The following is a 24,167-nucleotide window of genomic DNA, read 5'->3' as shown; positions in this document are numbered from 1 at the left end:
AAGTTGGAACTCGGTCAAGTGTGGGAGCGGGCTTGCTCGCGAAGAGGCCAGCCCAGCCACCAAAAAACTCAACGCTTAGGCAGGTAAGCCGGCAAATACAGCCCCACGTAAGCATCAAACACCCGCATCCCTTCCTCCGCCATGCGCGGCGTAATCAGCCCATGCTGATGCACCGAGCGCGCATACACGCGGTCGCTCAGCTCCAGCGCCAGCGCAAACACATCCACATCGCTTGGCAGTGTCGGCACGTCAAAGTGGCGGTTGAACACGGTCAGCATCAGGTCGCCTAATTCCAGATCATGCTGACGATCCGCCTGGGTCACTTCTGTCAGCCCATGCTGCGCCAGGATCAACTGGCGCGCGGCAGCGTCGTGGTCGTAGATCGTCAGCATGCGTTGTTCAACGATGTAGGACAGGTCCCGCCAATGCTTGAGTGAAGCATGGTCGATGGGCGCCTGAATCGCCGCGCGAAAGGCGGCGTGGACATCCGCAGTCAATGCTTCCAGCAGCGCCGGCACGCTGGCGAAAAAGTGATACACCGACGACGGCGGAATCTGCGCGCGCTCGGCCACGCTGTAGATCGACAAACTGGCCACGCCTTCGGCGGCCAGCAAGGTGCGGGCGGCGTCGAGGATCGCGTCGATCCGCGCCTGGCTGCGGGCGCGGGGTTTGCGAGGGGTGGCGGGGCGGGTGGTCATGGATGTCTCCTACAAGGCAGCGGGCATTGTATGAGCAGGAATCTGTGTTGTCTTTAAGGCCGCCTTCGCGAGCAAGCCCGCTCCCACATTTAACCGAGTTCCAACTTTGGAATGCAGTCAAATGTGGGAGCGGGCTTGCTCGCGAAGAGGCCACCTCGGTCCCTTGGAAGAAACCCATAAAAAAACGCCCCAGACCAAAAGCCTGCGGCGTTCTTTAATGCAGCCGCCGTTTAGACGGTATGCAGGTACCAGTTGTACTCAAGGTCGGAGATGGAGTGTTCAAACTCTTCCAGCTCACTTTCCTTACAGGCGACGAAGATATCGATGTATTTAGGATCGATGTACTTGGCCATCACCTCGCTGTCATCCAGCTCGCGCAATGCATCGCGCAGGTTGTTTGGCAGGCTTTGTTCGTTCTGCTCGTAGCTGTTGCCTTCCACCGGTGCGCCTGGCTCGATCTGGTTGGTCAGGCCGTGGTGCACGCCTGCCAACACCGAAGCCATCAGCAGGTAAGGGTTGGCGTCGGCGCCGGCGACACGGTGTTCGATACGTACGGCGTCGGACGAGCCGGTCGGTACGCGAATCGCCACGGTGCGGTTGTCCAGGCCCCAGCACGGCGAGTTCGGCACGTAGAACTGTGCGCCGAAACGACGGTAGGAGTTGACGTTGGGGCACAGGAACGCCATTTGGGCGGGTAGGGTCTCCAGCACACCGCCGATTGCGTGACGCAATGCGGCGTTCTGCTCGGGATCCTCGCTGGCAAAAATGTTCTTGCCGTCCTTGTCCAGAATGGAGATGTGCACGTGCAAACCGTTGCCTGCCTGGCCTGGGTAAGGCTTGGCCATGAAGGTGGTGTCCATCTCATGGTCGTAGGCGATGTTCTTGATCAGGCGCTTGAGCAGTACCGCGTAGTCGCAGGCCTTGATCGGATCGGCGACGTGGTGCAGGTTCACTTCGAACTGCGCCGGGGCACTTTCCTTGACGATGGCGTCGGCCGGGATGCCTTGCTCTTTGGCACCTTCCAGGATGTCCTGGAGGCAATCGACGTATTCGTCGAGGTCGTCGATCAGGTAGACCTGTGTCGAGTGCGGGCGTTTGCCGGAGATCGGCGAGCGGGGCGGTTGTGGGCGGCCGTTCACGTTCTCCTGGTCGATCAGGTAGAACTCAAGCTCGAAGGCGGCGCAGATGGTCAGACCGAGGTCGTCAAATTTGCTTACAACTTGGCGGAGCACTTCGCGCGGATCGGCGAAGAAAGGTTCACCTTCAAGTTCGTGCATGGTCATCAGCAGTTGCGCGGTTGGGCGCTTTTGCCAGGGTTCATTGCACAGGGTGTCAGGGATCGGATAACAGATTCGGTCAGCATCACCGATGTCCAGACCCAGGCCGGTGCTTTCCACCGTCGAGCCGTTGATATCCAGGGCAAATAAAGAGGCAGGCAGGTTAATGCCCTTCTCGTAAACCTTGTGGAGGCTGGTGCGTTCGATGCGCTTGCCGCGCACCACACCATTCATATCCGCAATTAGAAGGTCTACGTACAGAACCTCAGGATGATCCTTAAGGAACGCGTTCGCTTCGTTAAGCTGAACGGCACGCGGGGGTACCGACATGATGCAACACCTTTGTTGTTAAAAATATCAATCATTGATCTTTTCTGGTTTCAGTCAACCCGAACGGCATGCCGAAGTCAAGCGAGGCCTTTTTTGCCCTAAAAAAGCGCCACGAGGGCATTTTTGCGGCGTTTTGGGGCGGTTTTATCGGTTTGAAGCGAGTAGGACTCGCGGGCTTGAGCGGGCCGTGTTGTATTTTTTACGGGGGTGTTGTGTAAAAAAATGAACAAGGCTAAGCTCGATTCAAACCCATAACAGCAATAATACCGGGGTGCTTCATGTCTCGCCTGCCGTTAATCGGCGTCACCGCCTGCTCCAAACAGGTCGGTCTGCATGCTTATCACATCAGTGGCGACAAATACGTCCGTGCAGTGGCCACCGCTGCCAAGGGCTTGCCATTGATTATTCCGTCCCTTGGGGATGTGCTCGAACCGGCCAATATTCTTGACGGTCTGGACGGCATTCTATTTACCGGCTCCCCCTCCAATATCGAACCCTTTCACTACGACGGTCCGGCCAGCGCGCCCGGGACTGCTCATGATTCTGCACGGGACCAAACCACGCTGCCGCTGCTGCGTGCCGCGATTGCGGCGGGCGTGCCGGTGCTGGGCATCTGCCGGGGCTTCCAGGAGATGAACGTGGCCTTTGGCGGCAGCCTGCACCAGAAGGTTCATGAAGTGCCGGGCATGATGGACCACCGCGAAGACGACACCCAGCCGCTGGCAGTCCAGTACGGCCCGGCACATGCCGTGGCGATCGCGCCGAACGGCGTATTGGCCAGCCTGGGCTTGCCGTCGACGATTCAGGTCAACTCGATCCACAGCCAGGGCGTTGACCGCCTGGCGCCCGGTTTGCAAGTCGAAGCCACCGCGCCGGATGGCTTGATCGAGGCTTTTTCTGTTACAGCGGGCAAGGCTTTTGCTTTAGGAGTGCAATGGCACCCCGAATGGCAGGTAAGCTCTAACCCGCACTATCTCGCGATCTTCCAGGCATTTGGCACCGCCTGTCGAAAGCGGGCGATGCAACGCGACGCGGATGCTGCGTCAACCAACGCCTGACCTTTAATGGATGTCAGGAAACCCAGCCCAGAGGCATTTATGAGTAACAACCTCGACCAGCTCACCGATTGGTTGAAAGACCACAAGATCACAGAAGTCGAATGCATGATTGGCGACCTCACGGGCATCACCCGGGGCAAGATCTCGCCGACCAACAAGTTCATCGCCGAAAAAGGCATGCGCCTGCCCGAGAGCGTTCTGTTGCAGACCGTGACCGGCGACTATGTCGAAGACGACATCTATTACGAATTGCTCGACCCGGCCGACATCGACATGATCTGCCGCCCCGACCAGAACGCGGTATACCTGGTGCCGTGGGCCATCGAGCCGACCGCCCAGGTGATCCACGACACCTACGACAAGCAAGGCAACCCCATCGAGCTGTCGCCGCGCAACGTGCTCAAGAAAGTCCTGCAGCTCTACGCCGACAGAGGCTGGCAGCCCATCGTGGCGCCGGAGATGGAGTTCTACCTGACCAAGCGCTGCGAAGACCCGGATTTCCCGCTGCAACCGCCGATCGGCCGTTCCGGGCGCCCGGAGACCGGTCGCCAGTCCTTCTCTATAGAAGCCGCGAACGAGTTCGACCCGTTGTTCGAAGATGTCTACGACTGGTGCGAATTGCAGGAGCTGGACCTCGACACCCTGATCCACGAGGACGGCACCGCGCAGATGGAAATCAACTTCCGTCACGGCGATGCACTGTCCCTGGCCGACCAGATCCTGGTGTTCAAGCGCACCATGCGTGAAGCCGCGCTCAAGCACAACGTGGCGGCCACCTTCATGGCCAAGCCGATGACCGGCGAGCCCGGCAGCGCAATGCACCTGCACCAGAGCATCATCGACATCGCCACCGGCAAGAACGTCTTCTCCAATGAAGACGGGACCATGAGTCAACTGTTCCTCAACCACATTGGTGGCTTGCAGAAATTCATCCCGGAATTGCTGCCGCTGTTTGCCCCCAACGTGAACTCGTTCCGCCGCTTCCTGCCCGATACCTCGGCGCCGGTCAACGTGGAATGGGGCGAAGAAAACCGCACCGTCGGCCTGCGCGTACCGGATGCCGGCCCGCAGAACCGTCGTGTGGAAAACCGCCTGCCGGGCGCCGATGCCAACCCGTACCTGGCGATTGCCGCCAGCTTGTTGTGCGGCTACATCGGCATGGTCGAAGGCCATAACCCGAGCGCGCCGGTCGTCGGTCGTGGTTACGAGCGACGCAACCTGCGCCTGCCGTTGACCATCGAAGACGCCCTGGAACGCATGGAAAACAGCAAGACCATCGAGAAATACCTGGGTCAGAAATTCATCACAGGCTACGTCGCGGTCAAGCGGGCCGAGCATGAAAACTTCAAGCGCGTGATCAGTTCGTGGGAGCGGGAATTCCTGCTCTTCGCCGTCTGATGCGCCGGGCGCGCCCTTTAAACGGCGCGCCCTTCACTGAAAAGTCTAGGAGATTGGTATGTCCAGCAACAACCCGCAAACCCGTGAATGGCAAGCCTTGAGCAGTGAGCACCACCTGGCGCCGTTCAGCGACTTCAAGCAATTGAAAGAGAAAGGCCCGCGCATCATTACCAAAGCCCACGGCGTTTACCTGTGGGACAGCGAAGGCAACAAGATCCTCGACGGCATGGCCGGCCTGTGGTGCGTGGCGATCGGCTACGGTCGCGATGAACTGGCTGACGCCGCCGCCAGGCAAATGAAAGAACTGCCGTACTACAACCTGTTCTTCCAGACCGCTCACCCGCCGGTGCTGGAACTGGCCAAGGCCATTTCCGACATCGCGCCTGCCGGCATGAACCACGTGTTCTTCACCGGTTCCGGCTCCGAAGGCAACGACACCATGTTGCGCATGGTCCGCCACTACTGGGCGATCAAAGGCCAGCCGAACAAGAAAACCATCATCAGCCGCAAGAATGGCTACCACGGCAGCACCGTGGCCGGCGCCAGCCTGGGCGGCATGACCTATATGCATGAGCAGGGCGACCTGCCGATCCCAGGCATCAGCCACATCGCCCAGCCGTACTGGTTTGGCGAAGGCGGCGACATGAGCCCGGAAGAATTCGGCGTGTGGGCCGCCAACCAGTTGGAAGAGAAGATCCTCGAACTGGGCGTGGACAACGTCGGTGCCTTTATTGCCGAGCCGATCCAGGGCGCCGGTGGCGTGATCGTGCCGCCCGCCAGCTACTGGCCGCGCATCAAGGAAATCCTCGCCAAGTACGACATCCTGTTTGTGGCGGACGAAGTGATCTGCGGTTTCGGCCGTACCGGTGAGTGGTTCGGTAGCGATTTCTACGACCTCAAGCCCGACATGATGACCATCGCCAAGGGCCTGACCTCCGGCTACATCCCTATGGGCGGCCTGATCGTGCGCGATGAAGTGGTGGCCGTGCTCAATGAAGGCGGCGATTTCAACCACGGCTTCACTTATTCCGGTCACCCGGTGGCCGCAGCGGTGGCCCTGGAAAACATCCGCATCATGCGTGATGAAAAAATCGTTAAGCGCGTGCACGACGAAACGGCACCGTATTTGCAGAAACGTCTGAGGGAACTGGCGGATCACCCGCTGGTGGGTGAAGTGCGCGGTGTGGGCATGTTGGGCGCAATCGAGCTGGTGCAGGACAAGGCCACGCGCAAGCGCTACGAAGGCCGCGGCGCTGGCATGATCTGCCGCACGTTCTGCTTCGAAAATGGCCTGATCATGCGCGCCGTGGGCGACACCATGATCATTTCGCCACCGCTGGTGATCAGCGAAGCGGAAATCGACGAGCTGGTCACCAAGGCTCGCCAGTGCCTGGACCTGACTTTGGCGGCATTGCAGGGCTAAGTGCTAGGCTCAGGAAGCAGTGGCCCTAGGCGCTGCTTCCGGGCGGTTATAAATGTAGGGGCTTTGGTTGAAAGCCGGCCCCTGAACTTGCCAGACTGTCGCCCTGTTTTGTTGCCCTTTAGACGGGCCGCAGGACTTAGTAAGAACGTGGCCCAAAAAAGAAAAATTGGAGCATCACCAAATGAAGGCATTAGGTTTGAAGAACGCTGGCAAGACCCTCCTCGCCTTGTCCCTGATGGGCGCAATGGCGGGCGCGGCCCAGGCCGACGATAAAGTGCTGCACGTCTACAACTGGTCCGACTACATTGCACCGGACACCATTGCCAACTTTGAAAAAGAGTCGGGCATCAAAGTGGTGTACGACGTTTTTGACAGCAACGAAACCCTGGAAGCCAAGTTGCTGGCAGGCAAGTCCGGCTACGACATCGTCGTGCCGTCGAACAACTTCCTCGCCAAGCAGATCAAGGCTGGTGTTTACCAGGAGCTGGACAAGTCCAAGCTGTCCAACTACGACAACCTGAACAAGTCCCTGCTTAAAGCCGTGTCGGTCAGCGACCCGGACAACAAGCACGCCTTCCCGTACATGTGGGGTTCGATCGGCATCGGCTACAACCCGGAGAAGGTCAAGGCCGCGCTGGGCGTGGACAAGATCGACTCGTGGGACGTGCTGCTCAAGCCTGAGAATATCGCCAAGCTGAAAAGCTGCGGCGTGAGCTTCCTCGATTCGCCAACCGAAATGTTGCCGATCGCCCTGCATTACCTCGGTCTGCCGACCGACAGCCAAAAGAAACCGGACCTCAAGCAAGCTGAGGACCTGTTCCTCAAGATCCGTCCTTCGATCGGCTACTTCCACTCGTCCAAGTACATTTCCGACCTGGCCAACGGCAACATCTGCGTCGCCGTGGGTTACTCGGGTGACATCCAGCAGGCCAAGTCCCGCGCGGCTGAAGCCGGTGGCAAGGTCAAGGTGGCCTACGACATTCCGAAAGAAGGCGCCGGTAGCTTCTTCGACATGGTCGCCATCCCTAAAGATGCCGAAAACGTCGACGCCGCCTACAAGTTCATGAACTACCTGCTCAAGCCGGAAGTCATGGCTTCGATCACCAACAGCGTGCGCTTCCCGAACGGTAACGAGAAAGCCACCGCTCTGGTCGACAAAGACATCACCAGCGACCCGGGCATCTATCCGTCGGCAGAGGTGCAAGCCAAGCTCTACGCGATTGCCGACCTGCCAGCCGCTACTCAGCGTGACATGACGCGCAGCTGGACCAAGATCAAGTCGGGTAAATAACCCGTAGGACCTGTAGGAGTGAGCTTGTGTGGGAGCGGGCTTGCTCGCGAAGACGGTGTGTCAGCCGGTGCATGTATCAACTGATACACCGCCTTCGCGAGCAAGCCCGCTCCCACATAAACCAGCGCCAACACATTAAATGACAGAAAGTTTTGCCGGATCGGTTTATCGAGGGTAAGTTGCGCGCCGGTTTTGTTGCCGGGCAACAACTTCAAGGCCCAACTATTTAAGAGGACCTCCACTTGCCAATTTCTTTATTTCGCCAAGCCATGCTGGTGGGTGCAGGTATCACGCTGACGCTGAGCGTGCAGGCCGCACCGACGGTGCATATTTATAACTGGTCGGACTACATCGGCACCGACACCCTGGCCAACTTCGAAAAGGCCAGCGGTATCAAGCCCGTGTATGACGTGTTTGATTCCAACGAAACCCTGGAAGGCAAGTTGCTGGCCGGGCGCACCGGCTATGACGTGGTCGTGCCGTCCAACCACTTCCTGGGCAAGCAGATCAAGGCGGGCGCGTTCCAGAAGATCGACAAGGCGCAGTTGAGCAACTACGCCAACCTCGACCCGGCGCTGCTCAAGCGCCTGGAAAAGAACGACCCGGGCAACCAGTACGCCGTGCCGTACCTGTGGGGCACCAACGGCATCGGTTACAACGTCGATAAAGTGAAGGAAGTACTGGGCGTGGACAAGATCGACTCCTGGGCCGTGCTGTTCGAGCCGGAAAACATGAAGAAGTTGGCCACCTGTGGTGTGTCGTTCATGGATTCGGCGGATGAAATGCTGCCGGCAGTGCTCAACTACATGGGGCTGGACCCGAACAGCACCAACCCGGACGACTACAAGAAGGCCGAAGAAAAGCTGCTGAAAGTGCGGCCCTACGTGACCTATTTCCATTCTTCGAAATACATCTCCGACCTGGCCAACGGCAATATCTGCGTGGCCGCCGGGTTCTCCGGCGATGTGTTCCAGGCCAAGGCCCGCGCGGCCGAGGCTGGCAAAGGCGTGAACATCGCCTACGCGATTCCGAAAGAAGGCGGCAACCTGTGGTTTGACGTGCTGGCGATCCCCAAGGATGCCACCAACGTCAAGGAAGCCCACGCCTTCATAAACTATTTGCTGCAGCCTGAGGTGATCGCTCAGGTCAGTGATTACGTCGGTTATGCCAACCCTAATCCAGGGGCGGACAAACTGATGGAGCAATCGATACGCACCGACGAAGCGGTTTACCCACCGCAGGCGGTTCTCGACCGGACATTTGTCAACTTCGAGCTACCCCCGAAAGTGCAGCGTTTAATGACCCGTAGCTGGACCAAGGTCAAGACGGGCAAGTAAAGCCCAAACTATCCAAGGTTTGCCTGCTTCGGGCGAACAGACATTTTTGTTGGGAGTTTCGTAAATGGCAGTTGCCTCCGGCGCCTATAAGAAAGCCCTCGAGGGCGACCAGACACCGAAAAAGGTGCTGGTCAAAATCGACCGGGTCACGAAGAAGTTCGACGAGACGATTGCCGTGGACGATGTGTCCCTGGAAATCAAGAAAGGCGAGATCTTCGCCTTGCTCGGCGGTTCGGGTTCGGGCAAGTCCACCTTGCTGCGCATGCTCGCAGGTTTTGAGCGCCCGACCGAGGGCCGCATCTACCTCGACGGCGTGGACATCACCGATATGCCGCCCTACGAGCGGCCGATCAACATGATGTTCCAGTCCTACGCCTTGTTCCCACACATGACCGTGGCGCAGAACATCGCCTTCGGCCTGCAACAGGACAAGATCCCCAAGGCCGAGGTCGACGCCCGCGTGGCCGAGATGCTCAAGCTGGTGCAGATGAGCCAGTACGCCAAGCGCAAGCCGCACCAGTTGTCCGGCGGCCAGCGTCAGCGTGTGGCCCTGGCTCGTTCCCTTGCCAAGCGCCCGAAACTGCTGCTGCTCGATGAGCCGATGGGCGCCCTCGACAAGAAGCTGCGCTCGCAGATGCAACTGGAGCTGGTGGAAATCATCGAGCGCGTCGGCGTGACCTGCGTGATGGTGACCCACGACCAGGAAGAGGCCATGACCATGGCCGAGCGCATCGCGATCATGCACCTGGGCTGGATCGCCCAGATCGGCAGCCCGATCGACATCTACGAAACCCCGACCAGCCGCCTGGTGTGCGAGTTCATCGGCAACGTCAACATCTTCGACACCCAGGTGGTGGACGACGCCGAAGGCCACGCGGTGCTCAAGTGCCCGGACCTGGACCGCGATATCTACGTGGGCTACGGCATCGCTACTGCGGTGGAAGACAAGTCGGTGACCTACGCCATCCGCCCGGAAAAGCTGCTGGTCACCACCGAAATGCCGACCTGCGAGCACAACTGGTCCAGTGGCAAGGTGCACGACATCGCTTACCTCGGCGGCCACTCGGTGTTCTACGTGGAGCTGCCAAGCGGCAAGCTGGTGCAGTCTTTCGTCGCCAACGCCGAACGCCGTGGCCAGCGCCCAACCTGGGGTGACCAGGTGTACGTGTGGTGGGAAGACGACAGCGGCGTGGTACTGCGCTCATGAACACAAAAAAACTCAAGCGGCGCTTGAACCGCCTCGTCCCCAGCGGCAAGCAGGTGGTCATCGGGATTCCGTTCCTGTGGCTGTTCCTGTTCTTCGCCTTGCCGTTTTTCATCGTTCTGAAAATCAGCTTTGCCGAAGCCGACGTAGCGATCCCGCCGTACACCGAGATCTACACCTACGTTGAGCAGAAGCTGCAAGTGGTGCTGAACCTGGCGAACTACAGCTTGCTGGCGGGCGACGAGCTGTACATCGCCGCGTACCTGGGCTCGCTGAAAATGGCGTTCTTCAGCACGCTGTTGTGCCTGCTGATCGGCTACCCGATGGCCTACGCCATTGCCACCGCGCGCAAAGAGATGCAGACCGTGCTGGTGCTGCTGATCATGATGCCGACCTGGACCGCGATCCTGATCCGCGTGTATGCGTGGATGGGCATCCTCAGCAACAACGGTCTGCTCAACGGCTTCCTGATGTCCATGGGGTTGATCAACGAGCCGCTGCAGATCCTCAACACCAACATCGCGGTGTATATCGGCGTGGTCTATTCGTACCTGCCGTTCATGATCCTGCCGCTGTACGCCAACCTGGTGAAGCACGACCAGAGCCTGCTGGAAGCCGCGTCCGATCTGGGGTCGAGCACCTTCAACAGCTTCTGGAAGATCACCGTGCCGCTGTCCAAGAACGGCATCATCGCCGGCTGCATGCTGGTGTTTATCCCGGTGGTGGGCGAGTTCGTGATCCCGGAACTGCTGGGCGGCCCGGAAACCCTGATGATCGGTAAAGTGTTGTGGCAAGAATTCTTCAACAACCGTGACTGGCCGGTGGCCTCTGCCCTGGCGGTGGTGATGCTGGCGATCCTGATCGTGCCGATCATCCTGTTCAACCGCAGCCAAGCCAAAGAGATGGAGGGCAAGATATGAAGCGCGTCAGTTTCTCAAGCTTCATGCTGGTGGCGGGGTTGGTGTTCATCTACCTGCCGATGCTGATCCTGGTGATCTACTCGTTCAACGAATCCAAGCTGGTGACGGTGTGGGGCGGTTGGTCGATCAAGTGGTACGTGGGCTTGCTGGACAACACCCAGTTGATGGGCTCGGTGATGCGCTCCCTGGAAATCGCCTGCTACACGGCGGTGGCGGCGGTAGCGCTGGGTACGTTGGCGGCATTCGTGCTGACCCGTATCAGCCAGTTCAAGGGCCGCACGCTGTTCGGCGGCCTGGTGACGGCGCCGCTGGTGATGCCGGAAGTGATCACCGGCCTGTCGCTGTTGCTGCTGTTCGTGGCGATGGCGCAGATGATCGGCTGGCCGCAAGAGCGTGGCATCGTCACCATCTGGATCGCCCACACCACGTTCTGCGCGGCGTATGTGGCGGTGGTGGTGTCGGCGCGTTTGCGTGAACTGGACCTGTCGATCGAAGAAGCGGCGATGGACCTCGGTGCGCGGCCGTGGAAGGTGTTCTTCCTGATCACCATCCCGATGATCGCGCCGTCGTTGGCGGCGGGCGGCATGATGTCGTTTGCGCTGTCTCTCGATGACCTGGTACTTGCCAGTTTCGTGTCGGGGCCGGGTTCGACCACGTTGCCGATGGAAGTGTTCTCGGCGGTGCGCCTGGGGGTTAAACCCGAGATCAACGCCGTGGCCAGCTTGATTCTGTTGGCGGTGTCGCTGGTGACCTTCCTGGTGTGGTTCTTCAGCCGTCGTGCCGAAGAGAAGCGCAAGAAGGCGATCCAGCAAGCGATTGAAGAAGCGGCGGCAGATGGCTGGCAACAGCCGGATAAGCGTAGAGCACCCGCACCGGTCTAAAGGCCGGAACGGGGTCAAAATGTGGGAGCTGGCTTGCCTGCGATAGCGGTGTATCAGTGACTGATTTGTTTACTGATACACCGCTATCGCAGGCAAGCCAGCTCCCACAGTGGTTTTGTGGTGTTTGTCAGGGAGTGTTTCAGGCAGTCCAGGGGGATTTGCGGATGACCTCGACAAAATTCATCGGCCTGAACCCTGGCTCCTGATCCACCAGCACATCCGTCTTCACATTCCCGAACGTAGTCTGCGGACGATGGCGCAAGCCGTCGGCAAACGCGCAGATGATGCACTCCTTGAACCCTTCACCCCGTGGATGCGCATGCACCACCGCTTCGCGCTGCACGGTGGAAAAGGCCGCGTAGTCCATGCCCAGCACGTCCATCTCCACACCCGCCGTCACCAAGGCTACAGTCGGGCGCAGATGCTGCGGCACGCCCGGCGTGGTGTGCAGGGCGATGGACAACCACACCTGTTCGATATCGTCATCGCTCAGCCCGTAAGGCTTGAGGAAGGCCGCCGCTGCATTGGCGCCGTCCACTTCAAAACGCTCGTTGTCACTGCGATGGCCGGCCACCAGGCCGAGGTCGTGGAACATCGCGCCCACGTAGAGCAGCTCCGGGTTGTAGGCCAGTTGCTTGCGCTCACCGCTCAACGCGCCGAACAGGAATACCCGGCGGGAGTGGTGGTAGAGCAGGTCGGATTCGACGTCGCGGATGTATTCGGTGGTGGCCTTGGCGAGGGCGCTGTCGGGGATCTGGATGCCGGCGATGGTGGTCATGGTGGTTCTCCTGTGGAAGGATTCCAGTCTGGTCGCGTGCCCGTGGCGGGGCCATCGTTGCGAGGGTGCGATCCCGGCCAATGTGCCGTCACTTCATGCCAGAAGGGATACTCTCTTGAGGCCTGAGAAGATCAAATGTGGGAGCGGGCTTGCTCGCGAATGCGGTCTGTCAGTTAATGCATGTATCAACTGACAGACCGCATTCGCGAGCAAGCCCGCTCCCACAGGGGATCTGTGTTCATTCAGTTAACCAAGGCTAACCATTCATGAGCAAAACCGTCGCCATCCTGATCTTCCCCGGCGTCCAGTCGCTGGATGTCACCGGGCCCATGGATGTGTTCTGCGAGGCCAACCGCTTCCTGCCCACCCAGGACCATTACCAGCTGGAAGTCATCGGCCTCGCGCACGGCAACATGGCCGCCTCCAACGGCCTGTCATTGCAGGCCCACCGGCATTTCAGTGAAGCCCTGCAAGCCTATGACCTGCTGCTGGTCGCCGGTGGCCCGCAGTTGCCCTTTGAGGATTTCGGCCCGGCGTTCGATGCTTGGCTGCGCGACGCCACCGAAAGGGCACACCGCTTCGGTTCCATCTGCAACGGTGCCTTCATGCTCGCCCGCGCCGGTTTGCTGGATGGCAAAACCGTCACCACTCACTGGAACGACGCCGTCGACCTGGCGCGCCTGTGCTCCACGGCCCAGGTCGAGGCCGACCGTCTCTACGTGCAGGACGGCAACCTCTACACCTCGGCGGGGGTCACGGCGGGTATCGACTTGTCCCTGTATTTGCTGGCCCAGGACCATGGCCCGGAAGTCGCGCTGAGCGTGGCCAAGCGCCTGGTGGTGTTTACCCAGCGCGCGGGCGGGCAGTCGCAGTTCAGCCCGTTTCTCACGCCCCACGCCGAAACCACCTCGGCGGTGGCGTTGGTGCAGCTGTATGTGTTGGCGAACCTGACTGGGGATCTGACCATCGCCGACCTGGCCAAGGCGGCCAATATGAGCGCGCGCAATTTCTCCCGGGTGTTTGCCCGTGAGGCGCGTATCACCCCGGCGGAATTTGTCGAACGGGCGCGGGTGGATGCGGCGCGGGTGATGCTTGAAAGCAGCCACGCACCGCTCAAGACCGTGGCTTATCAGTGCGGTTTTCGTGATGCCCAGCATATGCGCAGTGTGTTCAACCGCCGGCTTGGGGTGACGCCACAGCAGTTCCGGCTCAATTTTGCGGCACCGGTCTGAAGCTGTACTCGGACCAACTGTGGGAGCTGGCTTTTGTGGGAGCGGGCTTGCTCGCGAATGCGGTGTGTCAGTTACAGATGTTTCTACTGATCCACCGCATTCGCGAGCAAGCCCGCTCCCACATTTTGACCGAGTTCCAAGCAGCTAGCGGGCTGGCAGCAGTTTCAAGGTGCCACGGGTATTGGCCGTGACTTCTTCATCGGTGAAGTGCGCCTGCTCATAACCACCCTCGATATAGGTCTCCGCCTGATCCCCATAATGCCGGTCAAACGGTACACCGCTTTGCCCCACCGGGTTGATGGTCAGGGCGTGGGCCACGTCGGCAAAGTCGATCAGGCGGCGGGTGGAGGGCCCGTAGGTCACCGGCCATGGCGCCGGGCCGATATTCGCCGATTGGTTGTTCGGCACCTCATGGCTGCCCGGTGCCGGGAACGGGCCGACGTTGAATACGAGGTCCAATGGCTTCTGCATGCCCAATGGATGGCCGTGGGTCAGGGTGTGGGCCTTGCCCCATTGCCACTGGCTCGGGTCATCGCCGAAGGTGCGCTTGAGGTGGGCGAGGCTGTTGTCCCAGGCGCGCTTGACGGTCTCGGCGCGCTGGCCGTTCCACCACGGTGAGTCCGGGGCTGCCGCCAGGCGTGGCAGCGCGGCGTCGATCACGCGGGTGCTGAGCAGGGTCTTGAACATGCCGTCGCCGAGCTTGGGGTGGAACGCCGCGTCGGCGAGGTTGAACAGGAACTGGTTGAACAGTGTGGCGCTGGTGGAATCCAGCGGGTAATCGCCTTTCCAGGCGGCCAGTTGTTCAACCAGCTGCAATTGCGCCGGGTCCTTGACCACCCCGCGCAGCACCGGCAACAGCGGCGCCAGCAGGCGTGGGCCAAAGGCCGTGGTAGTACCCAGTTGCAAGGCCTGGCTGTTGGTGACTTCCCACTTCACGCTGTTGTCGCTCAACTGCGCGTTCAACTGCTGGCCGCGGTCGGCCAGGTTGTAATAGCCGGGGATCTCCAGGCCGATGGGCGACACCGGCTGGGCATTCGCCGACACCACATAACCGCGCGCCGGGTTCTCTTCCTGCGGGTTGGCGCTGAACGGGTAGAAACCCAGCTTGTCGGCCTGGGCCGTACTGCCATCGAGGATAAACCCGGCGTTGGCCCCGGCCGGGCGGATCGGCAACTGCGCCGCCGCCCACCAGCCGATGTCGCCCTTGGCATTGGCCCACACGATGTTCAAGCCCGGCGCCGAGACCTTGGCCGCCGCCGCGCGGGCCTTGGCCAGGGTGTCGGCGCGGTTGAGCTGGTAGAAACCTTCGAGGATCGGGTTCTGCGTATCGAGGAACGCCCACCACATCGCAATCGGGGTCTTGCCGGCGTTGTCGCCGAGCACGTCATTGATGATCGGGCCGTGGGGCGATTGGCGCAGGGTGAGGCTGACCGGGGCCTGGCCCTTGACCGCGATCTGTTGCTCGGTACTGGTCATGTCGACCCAGGCGTCGTGATACCAGACCTGGTTGGGATTGTCCGGGTTGACCTTTTCGGCGATCAGGTCGAGGTCATCGTTCTGGAACATGGTCAGGCTCCAGCCGAAGTCCAGGTTGTGCCCCAGGAACGCCACCGGCACCAGCGCGTTGTGATAGCCATACAACTCAAAGCCCGGCGCCGACAACTGCGCCTCGTACCACACCGACGGCACCGAGAAGCGGATATGCGGGTCGCCCGCCAGCAACGGTTTGCCGCTCTTGGTGCGGTTGCCGCTGACGGCCCAGGCGTTGCTGCCTTCGAACTGCGGCAGGCCGTTGTCGGCCAGGGCCTGTTCGCTCAGGGATGCGAGGGCGCCGAGGGTCTGCCAATCGCTGGCGGCCAGGTTGAGCGCGCCCTTGGGTTGCCAGTCGAGGTCGAAGACTTTGAGGTAGTCGCTGCCCAGTTGGTCGCGTACGTAAGTCAGCAAGGGCTCTGTACGAAAGGCGGCGGCAAAGCTGTAGGCCATGTACCCGGCGACGCTGATGGTGTCTTCGGCGGTAAACGGCCGCTTGGGGATGCCCAGCACGTCGAACTCCACCGGGCTGGCGTGGCTGTCCTGATATTGATTGATCCCGTCCAGATAGGCTTGCAGGGCCTTCCAGTGCGCGGACTCATGGTCCAGCTGCGCGACGTAAGTGGCGGCGCGGTCGCGAATGCGCAGGCTGCGGAACAGCTTGTCGGTCTCCAGCACCTTGGGCCCGAGCACTTCGGCCAGCTCGCCACGGGCCAGGCGCCGCATGATCTCCATCTGGAACAGACGGTCCTGGGCATGCACGAAGCCCAGGGCGCGATACAGGTCGGTCTCGTTCTCGGCGCGGATATGCGGCACGCCACGGTCGTCATAACGCACCGTGACCGAACCCTGCAGGTTGGCCAGCGTCACCGTGCCCTGGCGGGTCGGCTGCTTGCTGTAGAGGTACACGCCGGCGCCAACGGCGACCAACACCAGCAGAACCGCGAGAACCTGCAAGACGCGCTTCATGAACTTTCCTTAGCCAGAATGGGTAACGGACTACTGCTCTTTAGGCCACGAACAATAGCAGCCCACCGCCAGGGTGTGCGTGGCATTCACCTCGCGGCCGTCTTCCAGCGCCTGCAGGATCGGCTCGATAAAACTGTTGCTGGAATTGCACGTCAGCCCTTCGCTGTAGGGCCCGAAATACGCGAGTTTGCCCGTGCGATCCCAGATCCCCACGGCAGGGCTGGCCGGCACCTGATCGGCGCCGGGCAGGGCGGTGAGGATTTTCATCTGGCGCAGGTTGTCGGGCAGTTGGCCGTGGCTGCCGGGTTTTTGCAGGGCATAGAACTCGACGCCCTGGGGTGCGTAGTGTTCGATCAACTCGCCCAGGTGTTGCTGGTTGCCGACGTTGCACGGGCAGGCCGGGTCCCAGAAGTGCACCAGGCGGATCGGGCCGGGGCCGGCGAGGTCGGCGGGCAGCTTCAACGGGTCACCGGAAAACACCGCCGTGTGTTCGCTGAAGGCGCGCAGGTAGCGGCCCTGGAACCAGTCATACGCCGCCCACAGCACGCCGGCGCAGAGGACCAGGAGCAGGCTGGCGAACAGGGCGGAACGGTAGGGCGGTCGCATTCAGATGTATCCTCGAAGGTCGCGTAGCTTGCCATGCTTGTCCTGACAGATGAATATCGCAGCTCGATATTCATCCGCGCCGTAGTCTGGAAGCCTTTATGCCCGTCACCTTTGACCCCGATCATCTGCGCGAAAGCTTGCAGCCCCTGATGGCGGCGCAAGCGCTGTCCGCCGAGGCGCGGGTCTACCAGCGTTTCTACGGGCTTGATCAGGCCGTGAGTCGCCTGGGGCGTTTCGAGGTGGCGGGGTTTCAGGTGGTTGCGCAAGTGTGGTGGCCGGCTGTTCCAGTGGCGACGATGTTCATGTACCACGGCTTTTACGACCACATGGGGCTGTATCGCCATGTGGTGAGGTGGGCGCTGGACCAGGGCTTTGTGGTGATCGCCTGCGATCTGCCGGGCCACGGGCTATCCAGCGGCGTGCGCGCCAGCATCGACGATTTTGCGGTGTACCAGCAGGTCGTGCAGGCGCTGTTTGCCGAGGCGAAAGCGCTGCAACTGCCGCAACCCTGGCACTTGTTCGGGCAGAGCACCGGCGGCGCCGTGGTGGTGGATCACCTGCTCAACCAGGGCGCGGACAGCCCGGCCCAGGGCAAGACGTTCCTGCTGTCGCCGCTGGTACGGCCACGGGCGTGGGGTTGGTCACAACTCAGCTATTACCTGCTGCGGCCGTTCGTCAAAGGCATCGCGCGGCGGTTCAGCGACAACACCCACGACCCGGCATTCAGGCCGTTCCTCGAAGCCGACCCATTGCAGCCCCGCCAATTGCCCACCGCCTGGGTCGGCGCCTTGGCGCGCTGGATCAAACACATCGAAGCCGCACCACGCAGCCCACGGCGGCCGGTGATCGTGCAAGGTGAGGAAGATATGACGGTGGACTGGCAGCACAACTTGCAGGTGCTGCGGGGTAAGTTCGATCAGCCCGAAGTGTTGATGCTGGCGCGGGGCAGGCATCATTTGGCGAATGAAATTTCGGAGATTCGCGAGGAGTACTTCAGTTTTCTCACGGACCAACTGAAGTAATGCAGTTCAAAATGTGGGAGCGGGCTTGCTCGCGAATACGGTGTGTCAGTCACAGATGTTTCGACTGATCCGCCGCATTCGCGAGCAAGCCCGCTCCCACATAAGCCCATTTCACATTGGTTATTGCGTCAGGCTGGAGGTGCTTTGGCCCACAGCAAGTCCGGCGCGGATCGCGGCTAATGCAGCCTGGTAATACGCCTTCCCCTCCGCCGACTCCGCAAACGTGGCGAATTCTTCCAGCTCCGGGTCAGACAAATCCCGATAGACGTACAGCAACGTATTGTTCAGATCATTGCCAATCTGCTGCATCAACCGCTCACGCTGGCCATTCAGCATGCCTTGCGCCTGACCGCCGCCGAGCAGGCCGGGAATCATCTGGCTCAGGCTGTCGGCCGCCACGCCGGCAATCGCCAGGCTGACTTCCGCACCGGCTTCACGGGCGGGCAACGCTTGCGCCAAATGACCAATGATCAGGCTACGCGTAGCGTCGGCTTCGATTTTCGGCAGGCCCTGGGCGTTTTTCGCCAACTGGTCGCGGCGCGTGGCCAGCAACTCGGCGGCGACGATCTTGCGGCCCAACGGCGATTGGAAAAAGGCCAGGGCCGGTGCCGGGTCCGCCAGGTTCTTGCGCAATTGAGCTTCGGCACGTTGGTCCATGGCCTGGGCGGCGAAACGTTTATTGCTGTTGTCCACCAGCGCCTGGTACACCGCCGGCGGCAAGCTATTGCGGTAGCGTTGTTGGGCGGCGCTGAGGGCGTCGTTGAAATGCGCACGTTGTTCGGCCCAGCCGGCGACCTTGTACAACTGGTCATGGCCGTCTGCCCAGGCGGGCAAAACGCAGAACATCAGCAAGGATAAAAACAAACGACGCATTAGGGACTCCTGTCAGTCGGCCACTATTGTCCGTGTCGGGCGTAGGATTTGTCGAGAAGTCCTATCGGTCACCTGACTAAAGTGTATTCAGACGCTCGGCGGCTCTGTCGGATTCACAGGCGTATGGATACTATGCGCGCCATGCAAATACCCTTCGATCACCCGCTGTTGCAACGTATTGTCGACGACCTCGCCGAGAAGGGCTGGTCGCGTCAGGACGGCTTCCTGCCCCAGGCTCTGACCCTGGAACTGGCGGCTGAGTGCCGTAAACGTGCAGCCGAAGGTGAATTGGCTCCAGCGGCGGTAGGACGCGGACCAACCCAGGAGATTCGCGAAGGCATTCGCGGTGACCATATCCAGTGGCTGGAAGAGGGCGACGCGGCTGTCTGCGGCACTTACATGGCCTTGATGGACAGCCTGCGCCTGGCGATGAACCGCAGCCTGTTCCTCGGCCTGGAAGACTTCGAAAGCCACTTCGCGATGTACCCACCGGGGGCGTTTTACCTCAAGCACCTGGACCGTTTCCGCGACGATGATCGGCGCATGGTCTCGGCGGTGATCTACTTGAACGACGCCTGGCTGCCCGAGCATGGCGGCCAGTTGCGCATGTACCTCAAGGACGCCGTCGAATACGACGTGGTGCCCACCGGTGGTTGCCTGGTGGTGTTCCTGTCCGGTGAGGTGCCCCACGAAGTCATGCCCGCCACGCGCGAACGCCTGTCCCTCACCGGCTGGTTCCGCCGGCGCGGCAACGAGCCATTTTAAGCATGGAAAAGATTCTGATCAGCCGCTGTCTGCTCGGGCACAAGGTGCGCTACGACGGTGGCGCCAGCGGGCCGTTCGATCAATTGGCGGCATGGCAGGCCGAAGGGCGGGTGGTTGCGATCTGCCCGGAAGTGTCTGGTGGCTTGCCGACGCCGCGTCCGCCCGCCGAAATTCCAGGCGGGCAGGGCGTGGAGGTGTGGGAAGGGCGTGCGCAGGTGTTGACGGCGGAGGGCGAGGATTTTAGCGCGGCCTTTCTTGACGGTGCACGGCAGGCGTTGGCGTTGGTGCGGCGTCACGGTATCCGCATTGCTGTGCTGAAGGCGAATAGCCCGTCTTGTGGGAATTTGCTGACGTATGACGGGACTTTCTCTGGTGTGAAGGTCACTGGCGAAGGCGTAACAGCGGCGTTGCTAAAGCGTCATGGGGTACAGGTCTTCAGCGAGCTGGAGTTGCCAGAAGCTGCAGTGGCCCTGGCCCATCTCTCAAGCCTTACGTAGATCAAAAATGTGGGAGCGGGCTTGCTCGCGAAAGCGGTGGTTCAGCCAACTCATCCGGTGACTGACACACCGCTTTCGCGAGCAAGCCCGCTCCCACAGTTGATTCACTGTGCCTGGACTGCCGATGTCTCACCTTCAAGCCACTTCTTAGCCAACGCCTTCAACCGCCCATCCTCCTTCACCCGCTGCAACGCCTTGTCCAAACTCGCCTTGAACGCCGGGTTGCCCTTCTGGAACGGTATCGCCAGCTCCGGCTTCTCGTTGTACGCCTCACTGAAATCGAACCGATCCTGCAATAGGGCAGTCATAGCGATATGGTTGATGGCCACGTCGTACTTGCCGGTTTCCACCCCTGGCAGCAGATCGGCGTCATCGGTGGTGATAAACGAAGGGCGTACGTCCATCTCCTTGGCCAGTTGCTCACCCAGTTCCACTTCAAACCCGGTGAGTTTGTCGCCTTCCTTGAAGTTGAACGGCGGGGTGTTGGCTTCAAGGGCGATACGCAGTTCGCCACGGTCAAATACGTCATCGACCAGTTCGGCGTGAGCCAAGGGGCTCATCAGGGGCAGCACAAGTAACAGGCCAGGCGAAAAGCGCATGGTCACTCCTAGAGAATTTTTATGTGCGAGGCGCCGTTCAGCATCGCTTTGCTATGGTGTTGAGTGCCTTGGACAGCAATTTGTCGCGAAGTTGTCATAACCCTACAGATTTCACCGAAAAACTGGAGAAGTGAATGAAGACCCTTTTGTCCCGTGCAACGATTGCCAGCCTGCTGCTGGGTGCCTCGATGATGGCCAGCGCCGCAGACCTGCCGCGTACCCCTGCGCCTGCAGGTGCTGAAGTGTTTATCGTCTCGCCTAAAGACGGCGCGACTGTCGACAAGACCTTCACCGTCAAATTCGGCGTCAAGGGGCTGGACCTGGAGCCCATCGACAAGCAAGTGCATGGCGCTGGTCACCATCACCTGCTGGTAGATCGCGATGTGCAGTCGCTCAAGGCCGATGAGCCCATTCCGGCCGATGCCACCTCGATCCACTTCGGCAAGGCCCAAACCGAAACCGAACTGACCCTCACCCCAGGCAAGCACACCCTGCAGCTGGTGGCAGGCGATAACGTACACCGCCAGTTCGAGCCTACTGTAGCCTCGAAAGTGATCACGGTTAACGTTAAGTAAGATTTGTTCAGATGCAAAAAAAGGGAGCCCCGAGGGGCTCCCTTTTTTGTGGTGCCGTTGAAACCTTAGAACAACACGCGGCTACGAATCGTGCCTTTGATGTGCTGCAGCTTCTCTTGCGCCAGGTCCGAGTACTCGGCGTCGACGTCGATTACCACGTAGCCGACCTTCTCGTTGGTCTGCAGGAACTGACCGGAGATGTTGATGCCGTTTTCCGCGAAGACCTTGTTGATCTCCATCATCACGCCAGGGATGTTCTGGTGGATGTGCAGCAGACGGTGCTTGCCAGGGTGAGCCGGCAGGGCCACTTCCGGGAAGTTCACCGACGATACCGAGGTACCGTTGTCGCTGTACTTGACCAGCTTCTCCGACACTTCCAGGCCGATGTTGGCTTGGGCTTCGGCAGTGGAACCGCCGATGTGCGGGGTCAGGATCACGTTGTCCAGGCCACGCAGCGGGCTTTCGAAGATGTCGTCGTTGGAGCGTGGCTCCACCGGGAACACGTCGATGGCCGCGCCGATCAGGTGCTTGTCCTTGATCGCGTCGGCCAGGGCGTCCAGCTCGACCACGGTGCCACGGGCAGCGTTGATCAGGATGCCGCCTTTCTTGATGGCGCGGATTTCCTTCTCGCCGATCATCCACTGGGTCTCAGCGGTTTCCGGGACGTGCAGGGTGACGATGTCGGACATGCCCAAAAGCTCAGTCAGGCTGGCCACTTGCGTGGCGTTGCCCAATGGCAGCTTGGTCAGGGTGTCGTAGAAGAACACCTGCATGCCCAGGCCTTCAGCCAGGACCGACAGTTGAGTGCCGATCGAGCCGTAACCGACGATACCCAGCTTCTTGCCGCGGATTTCGAAGGAGTTGGCTGCGCTTTTGATCCAGCCGCCACGGTGGCAGGAAGCGTTCTTCTCAGGAATGCCGCGCAACAGCAGGATCGCCTCGGCCAGCACCAGCTCCGCAACGGAACGGGTGTTGGAGTACGGTGCGTTGAACACCGCGATGCCGCGCTCGCGCGCTGCGTTGAGGTCGACCTGGTTGGTGCCGATGCAGAAACAGCCGACTGCCACGAGTTTCTTGGCGTGATCGAAGATTTCTTCGGTCAGCTGAGTGCGGGAGCGAATGCCGATGAAGTGCGCGTCGGCGATCTTTTCCTTGAGTTGGGCTTCCGGCAGAGAACTGGTGATGTACTCAATGCTGGTGTACCCGGCGGCTTTCAGAACGTCGACAGCCGATGGGTGGACGCCTTCCAGAAGAAGGAACTTGATCTTGCTCTTATCGAGAGAAGTCTTGCTCATCTGCGTAAACCTGTATCCCGGAGAAAAATGGCAGGGAATCGAGCAGCACAAGCTGACCCGGACGGCAGGAAAGCCGTCACCGCAGAAACGCCCTTGGGCTCTGTCCTGCGGGGGCGGTATGCTAGCATACGCGCCCCGCTAAACACCTATTCCTGCGACGTGAAGCGTTCTCAGGATGACCATGAATTGTTCGAGAGTTCTGTCGATGACCCATCCTGCCCTGATTGATGAGCTGAAGACCCTGGTTGAGCCTGGCAAAGTGCTGACCGATGCAGACTCCCTGGAGGCTTACGGCAAGGATTGGACCAAGCACTTCGCACCTGCGCCGACCGCCATTGTCTTCCCCAAGACCATCGAGCAGGTCCAGGCCATTGTGCGTTGGGCCAACGAGCACAAGGTGGCACTGGTGCCATCCGGTGGCCGTACCGGCCTGTCCGCCGCCGCCGTGGCCGCTAATGGCGAAGTGGTCGTGTCGTTCGACTATATGAACCAGATACTCGATGTGAACCTCACCGACCGCACCGCCGTGTGCCAGCCGGGCGTGGTCACCAAGCAATTGCAGAACGTCGCCGAAGAAAACGGCCTGTACTACCCGGTGGACTTCGCGTCGTCCGGTTCCAGCCAGATTGGCGGCAATATCGGCACCAATGCCGGCGGGATCAAGGTGATTCGCTACGGCATGACCCGCAACTGGGTGGCCGGCATGAAAGTCGTCACCGGCAAGGGCGACGTGCTGGAACTGAACCGCGACCTGATCAAGAACGCCACCGGCTACGACATGCGCCAGCTGTTTATCGGCGCGGAAGGCACCCTGGGCTTTGTGGTGGAAGCCACCATGCGCCTGGACCGTGCGCCGAAAAACCTCACCGCCATGGTCCTCGGCACCACCGACTTCGACTCGATCATGCCGGTGCTGCACGCGTTCCAGAGCAAGCTCGACCTGACTGCCTTTGAGTTCTTCTCCGACAAGGCCCTGGCCAAAGTCCTTGGCCGTGGCGATGTGCCGGCGCCGTTCGAAACCGAGTGCCCGTTCTACGCCCTGCTGGAATTCGAAGCCACCACCGAAGAAGTCGCCAACCACGCCCTGGAAACCTTCGAGCATTGCGTGGAGCAGGGCTGGGTGCTGGATGGCGTGATGAGCCAGAGCGAAACCCAGCTGCACAACCTGTGGAAACTGCGCGAGTACATCTCCGAGACCATTTCCCACTGGACCCCGTACAAGAACGACATCTCGGTCACTGTGTCGAAAGTGCCGGCGTTCTTGAAGGAAATCGACGCGATCGTCGGCGAACACTATCCGGACTTCGAAATCGTCTGGTTCGGCCACATCGGCGACGGCAACCTGCACTTGAACATCCTCAAGCCAGAAAACCTGAGCAAGGACGAGTTCTTCGCCAAGTGCGCCACCGTGAACAAGTGGGTGTTTGAAACCGTCGAGAAGTACAACGGTTCGATCTCTGCCGAACACGGCGTGGGCATGACCAAGCGCGATTACCTGACGTACAGCCGTTCGCCGGTTGAAATCGAGTACATGAAAGCCGTCAAAGCCGTGTTCGACCCGAACGGGATCATGAACCCTGGCAAGATCTTCGCTGTTTAATCGCCCCTG

22 protein-coding genes are annotated in these 24,167 nt (G+C 60.5%); 14 read left to right on the top strand and 8 right to left on the bottom strand.

The annotated features are described in order from the left end of the window. Window positions 1-68: 68 nt before the first annotated feature. Window positions 69-698 carry a TetR/AcrR family transcriptional regulator gene (locus DBR46_RS14955; protein WP_124526826.1) on the bottom strand — a complete coding sequence of 210 codons (630 nt, stop codon included), beginning with the start codon at window positions 696-698 and terminating at the stop codon, window positions 69-71. 230 nt (window positions 699-928) lie between these two features. After that, window positions 929-2,305: a glutamine synthetase family protein gene (locus tag DBR46_RS14950; protein WP_026137087.1), complete on the bottom strand. Its 1,377-nt coding sequence runs from the start codon at window positions 2,303-2,305 to the stop codon at window positions 929-931. Between the two features lie 278 nt (window positions 2,306-2,583). On the opposite strand from DBR46_RS14950, the gene DBR46_RS14945 reads away from it, so the two are divergent. The 8 genes from DBR46_RS14945 to DBR46_RS14910 all read left to right on the top strand — a co-directional run bounded on the left by DBR46_RS14945 (window position 2,584) and on the right by DBR46_RS14910 (window position 11,817). After that, a complete protein-coding gene (locus DBR46_RS14945) occupies window positions 2,584-3,363 on the top strand; it encodes a gamma-glutamyl-gamma-aminobutyrate hydrolase family protein (RefSeq protein WP_124526825.1) in 780 nt (259 codons plus the stop codon). A gap of 39 nt (window positions 3,364-3,402) precedes the next feature. After that, window positions 3,403-4,761, top strand: coding sequence for a glutamine synthetase family protein (locus tag DBR46_RS14940; RefSeq protein ID WP_017739040.1), 1,359 nt, complete (start codon window positions 3,403-3,405; stop codon window positions 4,759-4,761). Window positions 4,762-4,819: 58 nt separating this feature from the next. After that, entirely contained in the window at window positions 4,820-6,184 is a 1,365-nt protein-coding gene (locus DBR46_RS14935) for an aspartate aminotransferase family protein (RefSeq protein WP_124526824.1), read from the top strand. Window positions 6,185-6,380: 196 nt separating this feature from the next. Next, entirely contained in the window at window positions 6,381-7,475 is a 1,095-nt protein-coding gene (locus DBR46_RS14930; protein ID WP_124527116.1) for a polyamine ABC transporter substrate-binding protein, read from the top strand. A 242-nt stretch (window positions 7,476-7,717) separates the two neighbouring features. Next, window positions 7,718-8,812 (top strand): polyamine ABC transporter substrate-binding protein, encoded by a 1,095-nt coding sequence (locus DBR46_RS14925; protein ID WP_026137085.1) that lies wholly within the window; start codon window positions 7,718-7,720, stop codon window positions 8,810-8,812. Window positions 8,813-8,876: 64 nt separating this feature from the next. After that, complete coding sequence (locus tag DBR46_RS14920) at window positions 8,877-10,019, top strand: ABC transporter ATP-binding protein (RefSeq protein WP_003176776.1); 1,143 nt, start codon at window positions 8,877-8,879, stop codon at window positions 10,017-10,019. Continuing rightward, a complete protein-coding gene (locus tag DBR46_RS14915; protein WP_032884234.1) occupies window positions 10,016-10,936 on the top strand; it encodes an ABC transporter permease subunit in 921 nt (306 codons plus the stop codon). Before DBR46_RS14920 ends, DBR46_RS14915 begins: the two co-directional genes overlap by 4 nt. Continuing rightward, window positions 10,933-11,817 carry an ABC transporter permease subunit gene (locus DBR46_RS14910; protein WP_124526823.1) on the top strand — a complete coding sequence of 295 codons (885 nt, stop codon included), beginning with the start codon at window positions 10,933-10,935 and terminating at the stop codon, window positions 11,815-11,817. Before DBR46_RS14915 ends, DBR46_RS14910 begins: the two co-directional genes overlap by 4 nt. A 139-nt stretch (window positions 11,818-11,956) precedes the next feature. On the opposite strand, the gene DBR46_RS14905 is transcribed toward DBR46_RS14910, so the two are convergent. Continuing rightward, entirely contained in the window at window positions 11,957-12,595 is a 639-nt protein-coding gene (locus DBR46_RS14905; protein WP_124526822.1) for an HD domain-containing protein, read from the bottom strand. 266 nt (window positions 12,596-12,861) lie between these two features. Between DBR46_RS14905 and DBR46_RS14900 the strand changes: the two genes are divergently transcribed. Then, window positions 12,862-13,827, top strand: a complete 966-nt coding sequence (locus tag DBR46_RS14900) for a GlxA family transcriptional regulator (RefSeq protein ID WP_124526821.1) — start codon at window positions 12,862-12,864, stop codon at window positions 13,825-13,827. Window positions 13,828-13,971: 144 nt separating this feature from the next. Here DBR46_RS14900 and DBR46_RS14895 read toward each other — a convergent pair whose 3' ends face one another. Next, on the bottom strand, window positions 13,972-16,326 hold the full coding sequence (locus DBR46_RS14895) for a penicillin acylase family protein (RefSeq protein WP_124526820.1): 2,355 nt from the start codon (window positions 16,324-16,326) through the stop codon (window positions 13,972-13,974). A 30-nt stretch (window positions 16,327-16,356) separates the two neighbouring features. Next, complete coding sequence (locus DBR46_RS14890; protein WP_124526819.1) at window positions 16,357-16,932, bottom strand: DUF6436 domain-containing protein; 576 nt, start codon at window positions 16,930-16,932, stop codon at window positions 16,357-16,359. 98 nt (window positions 16,933-17,030) lie between these two features. Here DBR46_RS14890 and DBR46_RS14885 point away from each other — a divergent pair, with 98 nt between their 5' ends. Further along, window positions 17,031-17,954: an alpha/beta hydrolase gene (locus tag DBR46_RS14885; protein WP_124526818.1), complete on the top strand. Its 924-nt coding sequence runs from the start codon at window positions 17,031-17,033 to the stop codon at window positions 17,952-17,954. A gap of 120 nt (window positions 17,955-18,074) precedes the next feature. Here the strand turns inward: DBR46_RS14885 and DBR46_RS14880 are convergent, their stop codons facing one another. After that, entirely contained in the window at window positions 18,075-18,827 is a 753-nt protein-coding gene (locus DBR46_RS14880; protein WP_124526817.1) for a DUF2059 domain-containing protein, read from the bottom strand. Window positions 18,828-18,959: 132 nt separating this feature from the next. Here DBR46_RS14880 and DBR46_RS14875 point away from each other — a divergent pair, with 132 nt between their 5' ends. Both DBR46_RS14875 and DBR46_RS14870 read left to right on the top strand, forming a co-directional pair. After that, entirely contained in the window at window positions 18,960-19,592 is a 633-nt protein-coding gene (locus tag DBR46_RS14875; protein ID WP_124527115.1) for a 2OG-Fe(II) oxygenase, read from the top strand. A 2-nt stretch (window positions 19,593-19,594) separates the two neighbouring features. After that, window positions 19,595-20,089, top strand: coding sequence for a DUF523 domain-containing protein (locus DBR46_RS14870; protein ID WP_124526816.1), 495 nt, complete (start codon window positions 19,595-19,597; stop codon window positions 20,087-20,089). A 104-nt stretch (window positions 20,090-20,193) separates the two neighbouring features. On the opposite strand, the gene DBR46_RS14865 is transcribed toward DBR46_RS14870, so the two are convergent. Then, a complete protein-coding gene (locus tag DBR46_RS14865) occupies window positions 20,194-20,688 on the bottom strand; it encodes a transporter substrate-binding domain-containing protein (protein ID WP_124526815.1) in 495 nt (164 codons plus the stop codon). A gap of 134 nt (window positions 20,689-20,822) precedes the next feature. On the opposite strand from DBR46_RS14865, the gene DBR46_RS14860 reads away from it, so the two are divergent. Beyond that, window positions 20,823-21,263, top strand: a complete 441-nt coding sequence (locus DBR46_RS14860) for a DUF4399 domain-containing protein (protein ID WP_124526814.1) — start codon at window positions 20,823-20,825, stop codon at window positions 21,261-21,263. A 65-nt stretch (window positions 21,264-21,328) separates the two neighbouring features. On the opposite strand, the gene serA is transcribed toward DBR46_RS14860, so the two are convergent. Beyond that, complete coding sequence (serA, locus tag DBR46_RS14855) at window positions 21,329-22,558, bottom strand: phosphoglycerate dehydrogenase (protein ID WP_017736698.1); 1,230 nt, start codon at window positions 22,556-22,558, stop codon at window positions 21,329-21,331. A gap of 205 nt (window positions 22,559-22,763) precedes the next feature. Between serA and DBR46_RS14845 the strand changes: the two genes are divergently transcribed. Next, window positions 22,764-24,158, top strand: a complete 1,395-nt coding sequence (locus tag DBR46_RS14845) for an FAD-binding oxidoreductase (RefSeq protein WP_124526813.1) — start codon at window positions 22,764-22,766, stop codon at window positions 24,156-24,158. Window positions 24,159-24,167 lie beyond the last annotated feature (9 nt).

Source organism: Pseudomonas sp. KBW05 (assembly GCF_003852405.1).
Lineage (GTDB): Bacteria > Pseudomonadota > Gammaproteobacteria > Pseudomonadales > Pseudomonadaceae > Aquipseudomonas.
This window is presented reverse-complemented; position numbering and strand designations above follow the sequence as displayed.